The organism is Burkholderia sp. FERM BP-3421 (assembly GCF_028657905.1).
Classification (GTDB): Bacteria; Pseudomonadota; Gammaproteobacteria; order Burkholderiales; family Burkholderiaceae; genus Burkholderia.
This window is the reverse complement of the sequence record NZ_CP117782.1, coordinates 615,295-632,204: the sequence shown is the minus strand read 5'-3', so window position 1 is coordinate 632,204 and position 16,910 is coordinate 615,295. Positions and strand designations below refer to the sequence as shown.

Sequence of the window (16,910 nt, the reverse complement as noted above, 5' to 3'; positions counted from 1 at the left end):
TCGCGGGCCCGGCCCTCAGGCCGCGGACCGCCCGCCCTGCGCGGGCAGGATCCACACGAGCCACAGCCCCAGCACGCTCTCGACCAGATAGAACAGGCTCGACACGCCGTGCAGCAGGCCGAAGCGCGCCGCATAGGCCGAATGCGCAAGATCGGTGCCCGCCTCCATCGCGGCGATCCGCAGCGCGCTCATGAACGGCTGCAGCGCGAAATAGCCGACCAGCACGCAGACCAGCATGCCCGCGACGATCCAGCGCACGCGCCGGTACGCAGCCTCGCCGCGCTGCGCGAAGCGGTTCGCGAGCATCAGCAGCAGCACGCCGCTCACGCAGCCGACATAGGCCTCGATCCGGAACAGCTGCGCCGCGACCGAGCCCGCCGTGGTGCGGTCGAGCATCGTGAACAGGACCGGCGCGACCGCATAACCGATCGTCAGCAGGCTGCCCACCCACAGCATCGACACCGCCCGGAACACGCGCGCCGAAACGACGGAGGCTGTCATCTCAGACGTAGCTGACCGAGATGATCTCGTACTCGCGCACGCCGCCCGGCGCCTGCACCGCGGCGACGTCGCCCTCGGTCTTGCCGATCAGCGCGCGTGCGATCGGCGAGCTGACCGAGATCAGGCCGTGGTCGAGATCCGCCTCGTCGTCGCCGACGATCTGGTATTTGACGGTGCTGCCCGACGCCAGGTCTTCCAGCTCGACCGTCGCGGCGAACACCACGCGCCCGTCCGCGTCGACGGCGGTCGGATCGATGACCTGCGCGGCCGACAGCTTCGATTCGATCTCGGCGATGCGGCCCTCGATGAAGCCCTGCTTTTCCTTCGCGGCGTCGTACTCGGCATTCTCGGACAGATCGCCTTGCGCACGCGCCTCGGAAATCGCATTGATGACGGCCGGCCGCTCGACCGACTTGAGACGCTGCAACTCATCGCGCAGCTGCTCCGCGCCACGTTTTGTCAACGGAATGGTGCTCATAAACGACTCAATAGCTAAAAACGGCTATAAAAAAAATCACCGCGATTAAGCGCATTTCCGATCCACCGGAAACGCCGCTTAATCGCGGCACGTGATACTGAACAGGTAACTGAAGGCTTAGTTTAGGCGAGCGTGCAGACCTTGTAAATCATAGACTTCCAGGTCCTTCAGGTAGCGCAGCCCTTCGACCGCCGCGCGCGCGCCCGACATGGTCGTATAGTACGTGACCTTGTGCGCCTGCGCGCTCATGCGGATCGAACGCGAATCGGCGATCGCCGCGCGAGTCTCGTCGACCGTCGTGAACACGAGCGCGATCTCGCCGTTCTTGATCATGTCGACGATGTGCGGACGGCCGTCCTTCACCTTGTTCACCACCTTCACCGGCACGCCGGCGGCGTCGATCGCCGCCGCGGTGCCGCGCGTCGCGACGATCGGATAGCCGAGCGCATGCAGCATGCGCGCGACCTCGACCGCCTTCGGCTTGTCCGCGTCCATCACGGTCAGCAGCACCGTGCCCGACTCCGGCAGGCGCGAACCCGCCGCGAGCTGCGACTTGAACAGCGCCTCGCCGAAGGTCCGGCCGACGCCCATCACCTCGCCCGTCGAACGCATCTCCGGCCCGAGCACCGGATCGACGGTCGGGAACTTGATGAACGGGAACACCGCTTCCTTCACGCTGAAGTACGGCGGCACCACTTCCTTCGTCACGCCCTGCTGCGCGAGCGTCTGGCCCACCATCGCGCGGGCCGCGATCTTCGCGAGCGGCAGGCTGGTCGCCTTCGACACGTACGGCACCGTGCGCGACGCGCGCGGATTCACTTCGAGCACGTAGATGACGTCCTGCTTCGAACCGTCCGCCTGCGGCACCTGCTGGATCGCGAACTGCACGTTCATCAGGCCGACCACGTTCAGCGCCTTCGCCATCGCGCCCGTCTGGCGCTTCAGTTCGTCGACCGTCCCGGCCGACAGCGAGTACGGCGGCAGCGAGCACGCGGAGTCGCCCGAGTGCACGCCCGCCTGCTCGATGTGCTCCATCACGCCGCCGATGAACACGGCGTCGCCGTCGCAGATGCAGTCGACGTCGCACTCGATCGCATCGTTCAGGAAGCGGTCGAGCAGCACCGGCGAATCGTTCGACACCTTGACCGCCTCGCGCATGTAGCGCTCGAGGTCGCGCGGCTCGTGGACGATCTCCATCGCGCGGCCGCCCAGCACGTACGACGGACGCACCACGAGCGGATAACCGATCTCGTCGGCGAGCTTGAGCGCTTCGTCTTCCGCGCGCGCGGTGCGGTTCGGCGGCTGGCGCAGGCCCAGGTCATGCAGCAGCTTCTGGAAACGCTCGCGGTCTTCCGCCGCGTCGATCATGTCGGGCGAGGTGCCGACGATCGGCACGCCGTGCGCCTCGAGATCGAGCGCGAGCTTGAGCGGCGTCTGGCCGCCGTACTGCACGATCACGCCGAGCGGCTTTTCCTTGTCGACGATCTCGAGCACGTCCTCGAGCGTCAGCGGCTCGAAATACAGGCGGTCCGACGTGTCGTAGTCGGTCGACACGGTTTCCGGATTGCAGTTGACCATGATGGTCTCGTAGCCGTCCTCGCGCATCGCGAGCGCCGCGTGCACGCAGCAGTAGTCGAACTCGATGCCCTGGCCGATCCGGTTCGGGCCGCCGCCCAGCACCATGATCTTCTTGTTGGTGGTCGGCTGCGCCTCGCACTCCTCCTCGTAGGTCGAGTACATGTAGGCGGTCTTGGTCGCGAACTCGGCCGCGCAGGTGTCGACGCGCTTGTACACCGGGCGCACGTTCAGTTCGAGCCGGCGCGCGCGCACGTCGGCCGGGCTCACGCCGAGCAGCTTCGCGAGGCGGCGGTCCGAGAAGCCGCTCTGTTTCAGGAAGTGCAGCTCGGGCTTGGTCAGGCTCGCGAGCGTGCGGCCCGCCAGCGCCCGCTCCTTCAGCACGATCTGTTCGATCTGCGCGAGGAACCACGGGTCGATCCTGGTCTCCGCGAAAATCTGCTCGCGCGACATCCCCGAGCGGAACGCATCGCCGACGTACCAGATCCGGTCCGGACCCGGCTCGCCGATCTCGCGGATGATCTCGTCGCGGCTCACGGTCTTCTCGTCGAGCCCGTCGACGCCGACCTCGAGGCCGCGCAGCGCCTTCTGGAACGACTCCTGGAACGTGCGGCCGATCGCCATCACCTCGCCGACCGACTTCATCTGCGTCGTCAGGCGCGAATCGGCCTCGCGGAACTTCTCGAACGCGAAGCGCGGGATCTTCGTCACGACGTAATCGATCGTCGGCTCGAACGAGGCCGGCGTCTGGCCGCCCGTGATCTCGTTCTTCAGTTCGTCGAGCGTGTAGCCGACGGCGAGCTTCGCCGCGACCTTCGCGATCGGGAAGCCGGTCGCCTTCGACGCGAGCGCCGACGAGCGCGACACGCGCGGATTCATCTCGATCACGACCATGCGGCCGTCGTCCGGGTTGATCGCGAACTGCACGTTCGACCCGCCGGTGTCGACGCCGATCTCGCGCAGCACCGCGAGCGAGGCGTTGCGCAGCACCTGGTATTCCTTGTCGGTCAGCGTCTGCGCGGGCGCGACGGTGATCGAATCGCCGGTGTGCACGCCCATCGGATCGAGGTTCTCGATCGAGCAGACGATGATGCAGTTGTCGGCGCGGTCGCGCACGACTTCCATCTCGTATTCCTTCCAGCCGAGCAGCGACTCTTCGATCAGCAGCTCGCGGGTCGGCGAGAGATCGAGGCCGCGCTTGCAGATCTCCTCGAATTCCTCGCGGTTGTAGGCGATGCCGCCGCCCGAGCCGCCCAGCGTGAAGGACGGACGGATCACCGCCGGGTAGCCGCCGCCGCCCGTCGCGACCGCGATCTCGGCCTGCACCTTGAGCGCTTCCTCCATCGAATGCGCGATGCCCGACTTGGCCGAACCGAGGCCGATCTTGGTCATCGCGTCCTTGAACTTCTGGCGGTCTTCCGCCTTGTCGATCGCTTCCGGCGACGCGCCGATCAGCTCGACCTTGTACTTTTCCAGCACGCCGTGGTGATGCAGGTCGAGCGCGCAGTTGAGCGCGGTCTGGCCGCCCATCGTCGGCAGGATCGCGTCCGGGCGCTCCTTCGCGATGATCCGCTCGACCACTTCCCAGGTGATCGGCTCGATGTAGGTGACATCGGCCGTGTTCGGGTCGGTCATGATCGTCGCCGGGTTGCTGTTGACGAGGATGACCTTGTAGCCCTCCTCACGCAACGCCTTGCATGCCTGCGCGCCCGAGTAGTCGAACTCGCACGCCTGGCCGATGATGATCGGGCCGGCGCCGATGATGAGGATGCTGTTGATGTCTGTGCGTTTTGGCATGGCTCTAGGAATCAAAAAATAATCGTTAATGCACGGGTCCGCCGGCCGCGCTCAGCTCATCGTCGCGAGTGCGAGCTTCACGCTGAAGCCGATGAACAGGCCGCCCACGCCGCTGGCCGCGCCGGCCGCGAGCTTGCGGCGGCGGCGGAAATGCGCGGCGAGGCGTGCGCCCGTGAAGATCAGCGTGCTCAGGTACAGGAAGCTCGTGAGCTGCGCGATCGCGCCCAGCACGACGAACGGCAGCACCGGATGCGGGAACGCCGGGTCGACGAACTGGATGAAGAACGAGATGAAGAACAGGATCGCCTTCGGATTCAGGAGACTCACGATCAGGGCCTTGCGGAACGGCCGCTCGCCGTCGACCGCCGGTGCGTTCGCCGCGGCCGCCTCGGCGGCCGCCGGCTGGCGCAGCTTGCGCCACGCGCCGCGCAGCATCGCGATGCCGATGTACAGCAGGTACGCGGCGCCGCCGTACTTGACCACCGAGAACAGCAGCGGATTGGCCTTCAGCAGCGACGCGACGCCCGCCGCGGACAGCACCATCAGCACCGCGTCGCCGACGAACACGCCGCACGCGGCCCGATAGCCCGCCTTCACGCCGCGCTGCGCGGCGAGCGACAGCACGTACATCGAATTGGGGCCGGGCAGCAGGATGATGAACACCACCCCGACCACGTAGGTCCAGAAATCGGTGATGCCGAGGGCGTGTCCGAACATGCGAATCTCCTTGCCGGTCTCAGGCGCTGCGGGCCTTCGCCGCGTCCATCAACGCGGTGAAGCGGTCGAACAGGTAGCCGATGTCGTGCGGCCCGGGCGATGCTTCCGGGTGCCCCTGGAAGCAGAACGCCGGCTTGTCGGTCAGCTCGAAGCCCTGCAGCGTGCCATCGAACAGCGACACGTGCGTCGCGCGCGCATTGGCCGGCAGCGTGTCGGCGTCCACCGCGAAACCGTGGTTCTGCGACGTGATCACGACGCGGCCGTCGCCGAGGTCCTTCACCGGGTGGTTCGCGCCGTGGTGGCCGGTCTTCATCTTGAGGGTCTTGGCGCCGACCGCGAGCCCCATGATCTGGTGGCCCAGGCAGATGCCGAAGGTCGGCACGCCGCGCTCGATGAACTCCTTCGCCGCCGCGATCGCGTAGTCGCACGGCTCCGGGTCGCCCGGGCCGTTCGACAGGAAAACGCCGTCCGGATTGAGCGCGAGCGCCTCGGCCGCGCTCGCCTGCGCGGGCAGCACGGTGACGTGGCAGCCGCGTTCGGCCAGCATCCGCAGGATGTTGTACTTGACGCCGAAGTCATACGCGACGACCCGGTAGCGCGGCGCTTCCTGCATGCCGTAGCCGCTGCCGAGACGCCATTCGGTCTGCTTCCATTCGAACGACTTGGTGGTCGACACGACCTTCGCGAGATCCATGCCCGCGAGGCCCGGGAACGAGCGCGCGAGCGCGATCGCCTTCGCCTCGTCATCCGAGCCCGTCAGAATGCAGCCGTTCTGCGCGCCCTTGTCGCGCAGCACGCGGGTCAGCTTGCGGGTGTCGAGCCCGGCGATCGCGACCACGCCTTCGTCGCGCAGGTAGTCGCCGAGCGTGCGCCCCATGCGGAAGTTCGACGCGAGCGCAGGCAGATCGCGCACGATCAGGCCGGCGGCATGGACTTTCGTGGCCTCGACATCCTCGGCGTTGACGCCGACGTTGCCGATGTGCGGATAGGTCAGCGTGACGATCTGGCGCGCGTAGCTGGGATCCGTGAGGATTTCCTGATAGCCGGTGATGGCCGTGTTGAACACGACTTCACCGATCGTGTGGCCGGCCGCGCCGATCGAATAGCCACGAAAGACCGTGCCGTCGGCAAGTGCGAGCAAAGCGGGAGAAAAAGACGGCAACACGGGAGGCTCCTTGGGGAACACCCTTGCTGCCGCCCTATCGATCCTGCCGCGTGCGCCGCCGCGCACAATGGCGCGCGGGCGCTTGCTGGACGCGGCTCGCGGGTGGCGCGCAGCCGACGCGGCGCGCAGGCTGTCGCGGCAGCACCGGCTCAAGCGGCGTGCGGCGGAATGAACGAGAAGATGAAGGTAGGCGCTAGGGTGCGAGGTTGATTAGCACAAACTTTCAAATTATAGCTTGAACCCGCCCTTCCCTTCAATCTCGATCCGCGTGAACCGGCCATCCACCCGCCGCGGATCGATACTCCCCTTTTTGTCCGGCCGGCGGATCAGCCCGCCTGCGCGCCCCGCTTCGCGAGCGCGCGGCTCGGCAGCACGTACCAGATGGCGCTTGCCACCTGCAGCGCGACCAGCACGCTCCATGCGGTCAGGTGCGCGGCCGCAGGGTAATGGCCGTCATGCACCGGCCACTGCGACAGCAGCGCGCCCACGCCCACCTGGAACGCGAAGATCAGCACGAAGATCACGAGCGTGAGCGTGGTGTTCGTGCGGCCGATCAGGTGTGCGGGAAAGTGCTCGGCCATGATCGCGTAACTGAGGATGCCGACTCCGCCGAACACGCCGTAGGCCGCCCACAGCAGCGCGGCGGGCAGCGGCGCGCGCAGCATGATCGCGAGCTGGGTGGCGACGAACAGCGCCATGCCGATCCCGCAGAACGCGTACACCGACACGCCGCGCCGTTCGAGGCTGCGCGCCGCCGCGCCGAAGCCGACGCAGCCCGCCATCATCGCGAGCCCGAGCACCGACACGAGCGCCGCCGCGCCATGCGTGTCGAAGCCCATCACGTCACGCAGGAACGGCCCGACCCACAGCGACTGCATCGCATAGAACACCCCCTGCGTGACGACCGAGAACGACGCGATCTTCCAGAACGCCGCGCTCTGCAGGATGTGCCAGGTGCCCTTGAACTGGCTCGCCACGCTCGCCTGCTGATGGGACGGCGGCGTCTCGGGCGCGAGCGTCCACAGCAGCCCGGCGACCGCGAGCGTCAGCAGGCCGAGCCCGCCGCACACCAGACGCCAACCGGCGAAACCGAGCAGCCAGGTCAGCGGCGAGCCGACCGCGACGCCGCCGAGGCCGCCCACCGCCATCACGAGCCCGTTCACGAGCGGCAGCCGCGCAACCGGGAAATGCTGCGCGAGCGCCTTGAACGCCGCCCCGAGGCACACCGACACGCCCACCCCGATCAGCAGCCGGCCGGCCATCATCACGCCGAGGCTGTGCGCGGCGCCGAACACCCATACGCCCGCGGCCGCGAACAGCAGCATCCCCGCGCTGACGCGGCGCGGACCGTAATGATCGAGCAGCACGCCCGCCGGAATCTGCGCGCCCGCGAAGCCCAGGAAATAAAGGCTCGTCAGCAACCCGAGGTCGGTCGCGGACAAGCCGAGATCGTGCGTGATCAGCGGCGCGAAGCCGAGATTCACGCCGCGGAAAACGTAAGAAATGAAATAACCGATCGCGAACAACGCGAACACGCGAAACTGAACCGAAGACATGCCCCCTACCCCTCTACCGGCCGCCCGACCCGCAGGCGGCGCACCAACAAAAACGCCGCCACGAAAGTGACGGCGCATCGGTGCGGATGATAGTCGATCGGCCGGCGCACGGACGAATGCCCCCGCGCCCGGTGCGACCGTTTCGCACTACTTCTTCTTTGTCTTGTTGCTCGCGGTCTTGGTCGAGTGGGCGGGCGCGGCCTTGCCGGCGGCGCGCGCGGGCGCCTTCGCGGCCGGCGCGGCCGACTTGCGACCGCGCACCGCCTTGCCGCCCGTATGCAGGCTCGCCTTCTCGATACGGCCGCCCGCCACCGCGGTTGCGATCCGCTCGGGGCCCGGCTCGGCCGGCACCGCGCGCCCGACCGGCACGTGCAGCACCATCGTCTGGCCCGGCATCACGATCGCGCGGTGCGTGCGGTTCCACGCGCGCAACTGCGCGACCGACACGCCGTAGCGGCCCGCGAGCGCTTCCATCGACTGCTTGCGACGCACGCGGATCAGCATCTTGCGCGTATCCGGCACGTCGGGCTCCATCGCCAGCGCGCCGTTCTCGGCGACGTCGGCGCTGATGTCCTCGTCGTCGTCGTCGCTGCGCGGCACGACGATCGTCGAGCCCGGCTTCAGGCGCATGCCGGCCGGAATCCGGTTCACCGACATCAGCGTGTCGGCGTCGACGCCGATCTTCTCGGCGATCGCGGCCGGGCGCGCACGCTCGGTCACGGTATAGGTGGTCCACGACGACAGCGCGCCGTCATAGCCCTTCAGGTTCTTCTCGAACGCGGCCGCGTTGTCGAACGGCAGCAGGATCTGCGGCTCGGTCGCACCGAGGATCACCGGCTTCGAGAACGACGGATTGAGCGATTTGAACTCGTCGAGCGTCAGGTTCGCGAGCTTCGCGGCCACCTTCACGTCGATGTCGCGCGCGGTGGTCACGGTGACGAAGTACGGGTGGTTCGGGATGTCCGGCAGCGCCAGCCCGTATTGCTGAGGATTCGCGATGATGTTCTTCACCGCCTGCAGCTTCGGCACGTAGTTGCGTGTCTCGTTCGGCATCCGCAGGCTCTGGTAGTCGGTCGGCAGGCCGGCCGCCTGGTTGCGCGCGATCGCCCGCTGCACGTTGCCCTCGCCCCAGTTGTACGCGGCCAGCGCGAGATACCAGTCGCCGAACATGTCATGCAGGCGCGACAGGTAGTCGAGCGCGGCGCTCGTCGACGCGAGCACGTCGCGCCGCTCGTCCTGCCACATGTTCTGCTTCAGGTTGTAGGTGCGCCCGGTGCCCGGGATGAACTGCCACATCCCCGCCGCCTTCGCGACCGACAGCGCCTGCGGGTTGTACGCCGATTCGATGAACGGCAGCAGCGCAAGCTCGGTCGGCATGTGCCGCGCCTCCAGCTCCTCGACGATGTGGTACAGGTATTTCTGCGACCGCTCGGTCATCCGCTGCACGTAGTCGGGACGCTGCGTGTACCAGGTGGTCTGCATGTCGACCAGATCGGTCTGCAGGTCCGGCATCTGGAAACCGCGGCGGATCCGCGCCCACAGATCGGTGTCGGCGGTCGTCAGGTCGACGACGGACTGCTTGTCGACGTCGACGGTCTCCTTGGCGGTCGCGGACTTGCGGAGGAAATTCGAGGCGGCTTGCGGATCGGAAGCGGCGGCGGGACTTTGGGCCGTGGGCCCCGGGCTCGCGCACGCGGCGAGCATGAGGACCAGGAGCGCACTGAGGATAAATCGCATGAAAAAATCTCGGCTTCCAACGGCTGGAAATTGCAGGCGATAGTACGGAAGTGCGCCGTTCACGTCAATAAAAACGCCGAAAAACCCAATAAATCCTGTATTTGGGGCCGATTCTGGAGATTCGGGATGAGCTTCGGCCCGCCCGCCCCCGTTCATCGGAATCGGTTCTTCCACGCCCGCATCAGCGTGAAAGCCGCCAATCGATCCGGCACTGTTTCATGCAATTCCGCTTCGAGCGCGGCGCGGATCGCCGGGCTGTCGGCGCGCAGGAACGGATTCACCGCCCGCTCGTGCGCGATCGTCGTCGGCAGCGTCGGCACGCCGCGCGCGCGGCGCGCCTGCGCGTCGTCGCGCCAGGCGGCGAGCGCGGCGTTGTCCGGCTCGCAGGCGAGCGCGAAGCGGATGTTCGACAGCGTATATTCGTGCGCGCAGTGCACCTCGGTCGCGCCGGGCAGCGCGGCGAGCGCATCGAGCGACGCGAGCATCTGCGCGGGCGTGCCCTCGAACAGTCGGCCGCAGCCGCACGAGAACAAGGTGTCGCCGCAGAACACGTGCGGCGTGCCTACGTGCGGCGTGCGGCGCGCGTCGTCCGCGCGCTGGTAGTACGCCACGTGGCCGCTCGTGTGGCCCGGCACGTCGAGCACCTCGAGGTGCAGCGCGGGCGCCTCGATGCGTACCGCGTCGCCGCCCGCGACGCGCTGCGTGAGATGCGCGATCGCCTCGCCGGCCGGGCCGTAGACGGCCAGCGGCAAGTCGTCCGGCTGGCTCGCGAGCAGATCGGCGACGCCGCCGACATGGTCGGCATGGTGGTGCGTGAGTAAAATAGCGGTCAGCCGCCAGCCCCGCTCGCCGAGACAGCGGCGAACCGGGCCGGCTTCGCCCGGATCGACGGCGACCGCGTTGCGGCCGTCCGACACGAGCCAGATGTAGTTGTCCTCGAATGCCGGCACCGGCACGTATTCCAGCTCGTTCATGGGGCGCGCAACCATTGATATGTCTGACCGTCCAATTATAGACTGGCCCGCCTGGACCGCATCCCCGCCGGGCCGCTACGTGCTCGACTGGGAACAGGCGCAGCTCGACCGCATCGTCTCCGACGTGTTCGGCTTCCACGCGCTCCAGCTCGGCCTGCCGCAGCTCGACGCCCTGCGCGAGAACCGCATGCCGGGGCGCGCGCTCGTGCTCGACCCGGCGAGCGGCGCGAGCGCGCCGTTCCACCCGCCCTGGGCGCGCGAGGCGCACGGCGCCACGCACGCGCCGGCGGGACGCAGCACGGTGTGGAGCGACCTGCTCGACCTGCCGTTCGAATCGCAGAGCGTCGACCTGATCGTGATGCCGCACACGCTCGAATTCACCGCGGATCCGCACCGCCTGCTGCGCGAGGCGGAGCGCGTGCTGATGCCGGAAGGCCAGCTCGTGATCACCGGCTTCAATTCGCTGAGCCTGTGGGGCGCGCGCCAGTCGTTCGGCCGCATGGCGAACCGGCCGTTCGTGCCGGCCACCTGCGACCAGATCGCGTTCATCCGGCTCAAGGACTGGATCAAGCTGCTCGGCTTCGACCTCGAACGCGGCCGCTTCGGCTGCTACCGGCCGCCCCTCGCCACCGACCAGTGGCTCGCCCGCTACGCCTTCATGGAAGCCGCGGGCGACCGCTGGTGGCCGATCTTCGGCGCGGTCTACATGGTGACCGCGATCAAGCGCGTGCGCGGCATGCGCCTCGTCGGCCCGCTCAGGGTCAAGAAACCCGTGCTCGCCGCCGGCCTGTCGCCCGCGGCAAGCCCCACCACCCATCAAGAACATTCATGACCCAGCAAATCATCGACATTTACACCGACGGCGCCTGCAAGGGCAATCCCGGCCCTGGCGGCTGGGGTGCGCTGCTGCGCTACGGCGACCAGGAAAAGGAACTGTTCGGCGGCGAGCCCAACACCACCAACAACCGGATGGAACTGATGGGCGTGATCGCCGCGCTCGAGGCGCTCAAGCGCCCGTGCAAGCTGGTCGTCCACACCGATTCGCAGTATGTGCAGAAAGGCATCAGCGAATGGATCCACGGCTGGAAGAAGAAAGGCTGGGTGACGGCCGCGAAGGCGCCCGTCAAGAACGCCGACCTCTGGAAGCGCCTCGACGCGCTCGTCGCGCAGCACGAGGTCGAATGGCGCTGGGTCAAGGGCCACGCCGGCCACCCGGAGAACGAGCGCGCCGACGCGCTCGCGAACCAGGGCGTCGCGTCGCTCGCCCAGGCCTGACCCGCCGCACCCACCCGTTTCGTTTCTCCGCCCCACCCGACTCACGTTTCACCGACATGCGCCAGATTATTCTCGACACCGAAACCACCGGCCTCAACGCCCGCACCGGCGACCGCATCATCGAAATCGGCTGCGTCGAACTGTTGAACCGGCGCCTCACCGGCAACAACCTGCACTTCTACGTGAACCCGGAGCGCGACAGCGATCCCGGCGCGCTCGCGGTGCACGGGCTCACGACCGAATTCCTGCGCGACAAGCCGAAGTTCGCCGAGATCGCGAACGCGTTGCGCGACTTCGTGCAAGGCGCCGAGCTGATCATCCACAACGCGCCCTTCGATCTGGGCTTCCTCGACGCCGAGTTCTCGCTGCTCGGCCTGCCCGCGTTCACCGCGCATTGCGGCGGCGTGATCGACACGCTCGTGCAGGCCAAGTCGATGTTCCCCGGCAAGCGCAACTCGCTCGACGCGCTGTGCGACCGCTTCGACATCAGCAACGCGCACCGCACGCTGCACGGCGCGCTGCTCGACTCGGAACTGCTCGCCGAGGTGTATCTCGCGATGACGCGCGGCCAGGAAAGCCTCGTGATCGACATGCTCGGCGACGGCGGCCCGGGCGACGCCGCGGGCGACACGCCGCGCGTCACGTTCAGCACCCTCGACCTGCCCGTGCTCGCCGCGAGCGCGGACGAGCAGGCCGCGCATCAGGCCCAGCTCGACGATCTCGACAAGTCGGTCAAGGGCACCTGCGTCTGGCGGCAGTGAGGCCGCCGCGGCCGCGCGGGCCGCGCTAGACGCGCGGCTGCAGCGCGATCACCGCCATCCCGGCGAGCGCGAGCACCGCGCCCGCCGCATCCCAGCGCGACAGCGGCACGCCGTCCACCACCCGCAGCCACAGCAGCGCAACCGCGATATAGACGCCGCCGTACGCAGCGTAAGTGCGGCCGGCCGCCGCCGGATGCAGCGTCAGCAGCCACGCGAACAGCGCGAGCGACAGCGCGGCCGGCGCCAGCAGCCATGCCGACCGCCCCGACTTCAGCACGAGCCAGGGCAGGTAGCAGCCGACGATCTCGGCAAGCGCGGTGACGGCGAACAACGCGGCGATTTTGAGCAGGGCAATCATGGGCGGGCAGCGGCCGGTAAGCGGTGAAAAAGGCCGCGCACCGGCGGCGAATCCAGCCCGCGATTATGCCGCCGGATCCCCGCCGGATCAGGGCTTCCCGCCCAATTTGCACGATCATCCGTCATCGTGCTATCATGTCGCCTGTTTCAACATTCAATTTCCGTCATTTATTTCGGTCGCCGCGCCGCCCGGGCTATCCCGCTCCGGTCGCTCCGTCCGACATATCGAGCACAAGCGCGCCCCTCGGGTCGCCCGCTTCGTTTCAACGCCCTTCGTGGGCATCGCCGGTCGCGCCCCGCGCCACACCGGCTTGCCGCCTGTTCCGCACGGCGGCAGCGTCATTCTCGAGTGCTTTTTCGCGACGGCCCGGCGCCCGCGAGGTTTCGACCTTTTTCTGGATTAAACGCTTAACGGCGTGATCCGCGCACCCCGGCCCCCGCTCGCGAAACCGCACTTTCGGCAAACCGTGGCGAACCGCGCCCGCCTCACCGCGCGCTTCGACCGCAGTCACAGGAGCTTTCAACCTTGACCGCTACACACGCCAGCCCGTCAGCTGCCTCTTCCTCCTCCGTGAACGGCGACGCGCCGCTCGCCGTCGACGACATCACCGTCGTCGATCAAAGCCTTCTCAAGCGCTCCGTCAGCGCCATGGCCATCGGCAACGCGATGGAATGGTTCGACTTCGGCGTCTACAGCTACATCGCCGTCACGCTCGGCCAGGTGTTCTTCCCGTCCAGCAGCCCCTCCGCGCAGCTGCTCGCGACCTTCGGCACGTTCGCCGCCGCCTTCCTCGTGCGCCCGCTCGGCGGCATGGTGTTCGGCCCGCTCGGCGACCGCATCGGCCGCCAGCGCGTGCTCGCGATGACCATGATCATGATGGCCCTCGGCACCTTCGCGATCGGCCTGATCCCGAGCTACGCGTCGATCGGCATCATGGCGCCCGTGCTGCTACTCGTCGCCCGCCTCGTGCAGGGCTTCTCGACGGGCGGCGAGTACGGCGGCGCCGCGACCTTCATCGCCGAATTCTCGACCGACAAGCGCCGCGGCTTCATGGGCAGCTTCCTCGAGTTCGGCACGCTGATCGGCTACGTGATGGGCGCAGGCGTGGTCGCGCTGCTGACCGCCGCGCTGTCGCACGACGCGCTGCTGTCGTGGGGCTGGCGCGTGCCGTTCCTGATCGCCGGCCCGCTCGGCCTGATCGGGCTCTACATCCGCATGAAGCTCGAGGAGACGCCCGCGTTCAAGCGCCAGGCGGAAGCCCGCGAGGCCCAGGACAAGGCGCTGCCCAAGACCCGCTTCCGCGAGACGCTGCTGCGCAACTGGCGCGCGCTGCTGCTGTGCGTCGGCCTCGTGCTGATCTTCAACGTGACCGACTACATGGCGTTGTCGTACCTGCCGAGCTATCTGTCGTCGACGCTGCATTTCAACGAGACGCACGGCCTCGTGCTGGTGCTGATCGTGATGGTGCTGATGATGCCGATGACGCTCGCCGCCGGCCGCCTGTCCGACCGCGTCGGCCGCAAGCCCGTCATGCTGGCCGGCTGCCTCGGCCTCCTCGCGCTGTCGATCCCGGCGCTCATGCTGATCCTCACGGGCGACATGCTGTCGGTGTTCGGCGGCCTCCTGATCATCGGCGCGCTGCTGTCGTGCTTCACCGGCGTGATGCCGTCCGCGCTGCCCGCGCTGTTCCCGACCGAAATCCGCTACGGCGCGCTCGCGATCGGCTTCAACCTGTCGGTGTCGCTGTTCGGCGGCACCACGCCGCTCGTCACAGCGTGGCTCGTGGACAGCACCGGCAACCTGATGATGCCCGCCTACTATCTGATGGGCGCGGCCGTGATCGGCGTGATCTCGGTGCTGGCGCTGCCCGAGACCGCCCGCCAGCCGCTCATGGGTTCGCCGCCCGCCGTGGCGTCGCGACGCGAGGCGCATGCGCTCGTGCGCGCGCTCAACGACGACGCGACCGACGACCGCGCGTACGCGCACGTGTCCACCGCCCGCGCCTGACGCCCGCCGGCCCGCTCATGAAAAAACCCCACGCCGTGAACGGCGTGGGGTTTTTGTTTGCGCGGGCGACCTGTATGCCGGCCGGCGTCGATTCAATGCGCTGCGTTCGGGCAATGCAGCCCCGAGACCAGCGAACGCGAACGCTCGACCGCGACCCGCGCGCCCTTGGCGGCGACCGCGAAGCCCACCTGACCCAGGTTGAAATCGTGCGTGACCATCAGTTGCATCAGGGACACCATCGGCAACACCACGGACGGGTGGTAAAGGCGGGCTTCGATCAAGGTCTTCATGGCGGGCTCCAGCGGACAGCGGCGTGACGTTGGAGTGAATTCTAAGAATCCGCGCGCGCGGGATAAACCACGCGCGCATGAAGTCACTTGTCGGGGCAGCCGAACAATCCGTGGCCGTCGTGCGAAGGCCCGCCCAAGGACGCCCGGCGCCCGGATGCCCGGCGCCCGGATACTCAGTCGAGCGGGCTCTCCACGAACGCCGGCAGAGCTTCCGCACGCGCCGAGAACGCAGCCAGCGCCGGATATCGGGCTGGATCGAAGCGCGCGAGATCCGGGAAATGCGCCGCGACGTACTGCGTGAAGCGCCACGCCACCGCCACCGTCACGTCCGCCTGCAGGATGCGCTCGCCGATCAGCCAGCCCGGGCGGCCCGAGACGCGCGTCTCCAGTTCGCCGTAAGCCGCCTCGACCTGGCCCAGCACCCGATCGAGCCAGGGTTGATGCTGTTTCTCGCCCGGCCGCTGGCTGTGCTCGTAGACCACCTGGACCGTCTTTTCCGCCGCGGCGAGCGCCAGGCCCGTCAGCTCGAGCGCGCGCACCCGCAGCGCCAGTTCCTCCGGCATCAGGCGCCGCTCCGGCGCGACCAGCCGATCGAAATAGTCGACGATCAGCGACGAGTCCAGCAGCATCGCGCCGTCATCGAGCAGCAGGGTCGGCGCCTTCACGACCGGGCTCAGCGCCTTATATTCATCAATCTGACGGAACACCGACACCGACCGGTGCTCGAAAGGCAACGCCAGCAACTTCGCCGAGATCGCGGCGCGGCGCACGTAGGGTGAATCCAGCATGCCAATCAGCTTCATCGCTCAAGTCTCCGTCTGTCAGGAATGCGCCCACTGTAGCAGCCTCCTTCCTTACAGCGAAACGTAACAATCACGGCATTCATCTCGCCGACACCCGCTGTCACGCATTCGTTATTGTTTCCGTCAGGTCAACGCAAAGTCAGCGTATTTTTTCCGGCGAAATGATTTTCCAATCAAATTAAACACCGTGCAAATTTCTATCGATTTCATACTAGACACCCGAGTATCTTGAAACTAACATGGGCTCGCCTGTCGTAACGAAGTCCGCAGCAAGCATTTCAACCACACGCAGCGCTCATCCGATAAGGAATCCACATCATGTCCAATCCATTTGATGACAAGGATGGTACGTTTATCGTGATCGTCAATAAGGAGGGCCAACATTCGCTATGGCCTGAATTCATTGAGACGCCTGCTGGCTGGAATCATGCTTTCGGACCGCAGGCGCGCCATGCGTGCCTCGAATTCGTCGATCAAAACTGGACCGACATGCGGCCGCGCTCGCTCATCGAAGCCGAGACAGCATCCGCACTCTAAGCCCTGTCGCCTACGCCGGAATGCATGAATCCGCTGTCATGCAATTCTCATCCGAGCGACATATCGCTTAAATATATCGTTTCGATATAAGCATTTACTTTTAATTGCGATCCCGCAAAACGGGATCAGTCCCGGCCGGTAAACCCCTGCCGGTCGGTCAGTGCGCGCGTTCAATTCAATGACATCCATTGCCTTGAATGCGCGCACTCTTTCGACGCGCCCGCCGCGCTGCGCCGCCTCATGGCCGGCCGCATCCGGCCCGATGCGCCGGACCACGCGCGAACACCGGTTTATGCAGCACTCGGAGAATCTATGACGCACCTGCATTGCGATGCACGGCGACCGAAGCGATCCACCGAACCTCAGTGCTGGAGGCGCT

17 protein-coding genes are annotated in these 16,910 nt (G+C 67.1%); 6 read left to right on the top strand and 11 right to left on the bottom strand.

Translation table 11 applies throughout. The annotated features are described in order from the left end of the window. Positions 1-15 precede the first annotated feature (15 nt). The 8 genes from Bsp3421_RS18785 to gloB form a co-directional block, all read right to left on the bottom strand. The gene (locus Bsp3421_RS18785) at positions 16-501 is read right to left on the bottom strand and encodes a DUF4149 domain-containing protein (RefSeq protein WP_274002349.1); all 486 of its coding nucleotides are present in this window, start codon (positions 499-501) and stop codon (positions 16-18) included. 1 nt (position 502) lies between these two features. Then, positions 503-979: a transcription elongation factor GreA gene (gene greA / locus Bsp3421_RS18780; RefSeq protein WP_274002347.1), complete on the bottom strand. Its 477-nt coding sequence runs from the start codon at positions 977-979 to the stop codon at positions 503-505. Positions 980-1,096: 117 nt separating this feature from the next. Then, positions 1,097-4,351, bottom strand: coding sequence for a carbamoyl-phosphate synthase large subunit (gene carB, locus Bsp3421_RS18775; protein ID WP_274002345.1), 3,255 nt, complete (start codon positions 4,349-4,351; stop codon positions 1,097-1,099). 51 nt (positions 4,352-4,402) lie between these two features. Beyond that, positions 4,403-5,068, bottom strand: coding sequence for a leucine efflux protein LeuE (leuE, locus tag Bsp3421_RS18770; RefSeq protein ID WP_274002343.1), 666 nt, complete (start codon positions 5,066-5,068; stop codon positions 4,403-4,405). Positions 5,069-5,087: 19 nt separating this feature from the next. Beyond that, complete coding sequence (carA, locus tag Bsp3421_RS18765; protein WP_274002341.1) at positions 5,088-6,233, bottom strand: glutamine-hydrolyzing carbamoyl-phosphate synthase small subunit; 1,146 nt, start codon at positions 6,231-6,233, stop codon at positions 5,088-5,090. A 326-nt stretch (positions 6,234-6,559) separates the two neighbouring features. Beyond that, positions 6,560-7,789, bottom strand: a complete 1,230-nt coding sequence (locus tag Bsp3421_RS18760; protein ID WP_274002340.1) for an MFS transporter — start codon at positions 7,787-7,789, stop codon at positions 6,560-6,562. A gap of 147 nt (positions 7,790-7,936) precedes the next feature. Then, positions 7,937-9,526 carry a transglycosylase SLT domain-containing protein gene (locus Bsp3421_RS18755; protein ID WP_274002339.1) on the bottom strand — a complete coding sequence of 530 codons (1,590 nt, stop codon included), beginning with the start codon at positions 9,524-9,526 and terminating at the stop codon, positions 7,937-7,939. Between the two features lie 152 nt (positions 9,527-9,678). Further along, positions 9,679-10,500 (bottom strand): hydroxyacylglutathione hydrolase, encoded by an 822-nt coding sequence (gloB, locus tag Bsp3421_RS18750; protein ID WP_274002337.1) that lies wholly within the window; start codon positions 10,498-10,500, stop codon positions 9,679-9,681. 19 nt (positions 10,501-10,519) lie between these two features. On the opposite strand from gloB, the gene Bsp3421_RS18745 reads away from it, so the two are divergent. Genes Bsp3421_RS18745 through dnaQ form a run of 3 tightly spaced genes read left to right on the top strand, consistent with a single transcriptional unit; the run spans position 10,520 to position 12,536 of the window. Next, a complete protein-coding gene (locus Bsp3421_RS18745) occupies positions 10,520-11,332 on the top strand; it encodes a class I SAM-dependent methyltransferase (RefSeq protein WP_274002335.1) in 813 nt (270 codons plus the stop codon). Beyond that, positions 11,329-11,775 (top strand): ribonuclease HI, encoded by a 447-nt coding sequence (gene rnhA, locus Bsp3421_RS18740; RefSeq protein WP_274002334.1) that lies wholly within the window; start codon positions 11,329-11,331, stop codon positions 11,773-11,775. Before Bsp3421_RS18745 ends, rnhA begins: the two co-directional genes overlap by 4 nt. A gap of 56 nt (positions 11,776-11,831) precedes the next feature. Next, the gene (gene dnaQ, locus Bsp3421_RS18735) at positions 11,832-12,536 is read left to right on the top strand and encodes a DNA polymerase III subunit epsilon (RefSeq protein WP_274002333.1); all 705 of its coding nucleotides are present in this window, start codon (positions 11,832-11,834) and stop codon (positions 12,534-12,536) included. Positions 12,537-12,561: 25 nt separating this feature from the next. Here dnaQ and Bsp3421_RS18730 read toward each other — a convergent pair whose 3' ends face one another. Continuing rightward, a complete protein-coding gene (locus Bsp3421_RS18730) occupies positions 12,562-12,894 on the bottom strand; it encodes a YnfA family protein (RefSeq protein WP_274002332.1) in 333 nt (110 codons plus the stop codon). Here Bsp3421_RS18730 and Bsp3421_RS18725 point away from each other — a divergent pair. Both Bsp3421_RS18725 and proP read left to right on the top strand, forming a co-directional pair. Continuing rightward, complete coding sequence (locus Bsp3421_RS18725) at positions 12,893-13,297, top strand: proline/betaine transporter (RefSeq protein WP_274002330.1); 405 nt, start codon at positions 12,893-12,895, stop codon at positions 13,295-13,297. The two genes, Bsp3421_RS18730 and Bsp3421_RS18725, sit on opposite strands and share 2 nt — an antisense overlap. Positions 13,298-13,419: 122 nt before the next feature. Then, positions 13,420-14,901 carry a glycine betaine/L-proline transporter ProP gene (gene proP / locus Bsp3421_RS18720; RefSeq protein WP_274002328.1) on the top strand — a complete coding sequence of 494 codons (1,482 nt, stop codon included), beginning with the start codon at positions 13,420-13,422 and terminating at the stop codon, positions 14,899-14,901. A gap of 92 nt (positions 14,902-14,993) precedes the next feature. On the opposite strand, the gene Bsp3421_RS18715 is transcribed toward proP, so the two are convergent. Beyond that, positions 14,994-15,191 carry a hypothetical protein gene (locus tag Bsp3421_RS18715; RefSeq protein WP_274002327.1) on the bottom strand — a complete coding sequence of 66 codons (198 nt, stop codon included), beginning with the start codon at positions 15,189-15,191 and terminating at the stop codon, positions 14,994-14,996. A 173-nt stretch (positions 15,192-15,364) separates the two neighbouring features. Beyond that, complete coding sequence (locus Bsp3421_RS18710; RefSeq protein WP_274002325.1) at positions 15,365-15,994, bottom strand: glutathione S-transferase family protein; 630 nt, start codon at positions 15,992-15,994, stop codon at positions 15,365-15,367. 318 nt (positions 15,995-16,312) lie between these two features. On the opposite strand from Bsp3421_RS18710, the gene Bsp3421_RS18705 reads away from it, so the two are divergent. Next, the gene (locus tag Bsp3421_RS18705; RefSeq protein ID WP_274002323.1) at positions 16,313-16,531 is read left to right on the top strand and encodes an MbtH family protein; all 219 of its coding nucleotides are present in this window, start codon (positions 16,313-16,315) and stop codon (positions 16,529-16,531) included. The last annotated feature ends 379 nt before the right edge of the window (positions 16,532-16,910 follow it).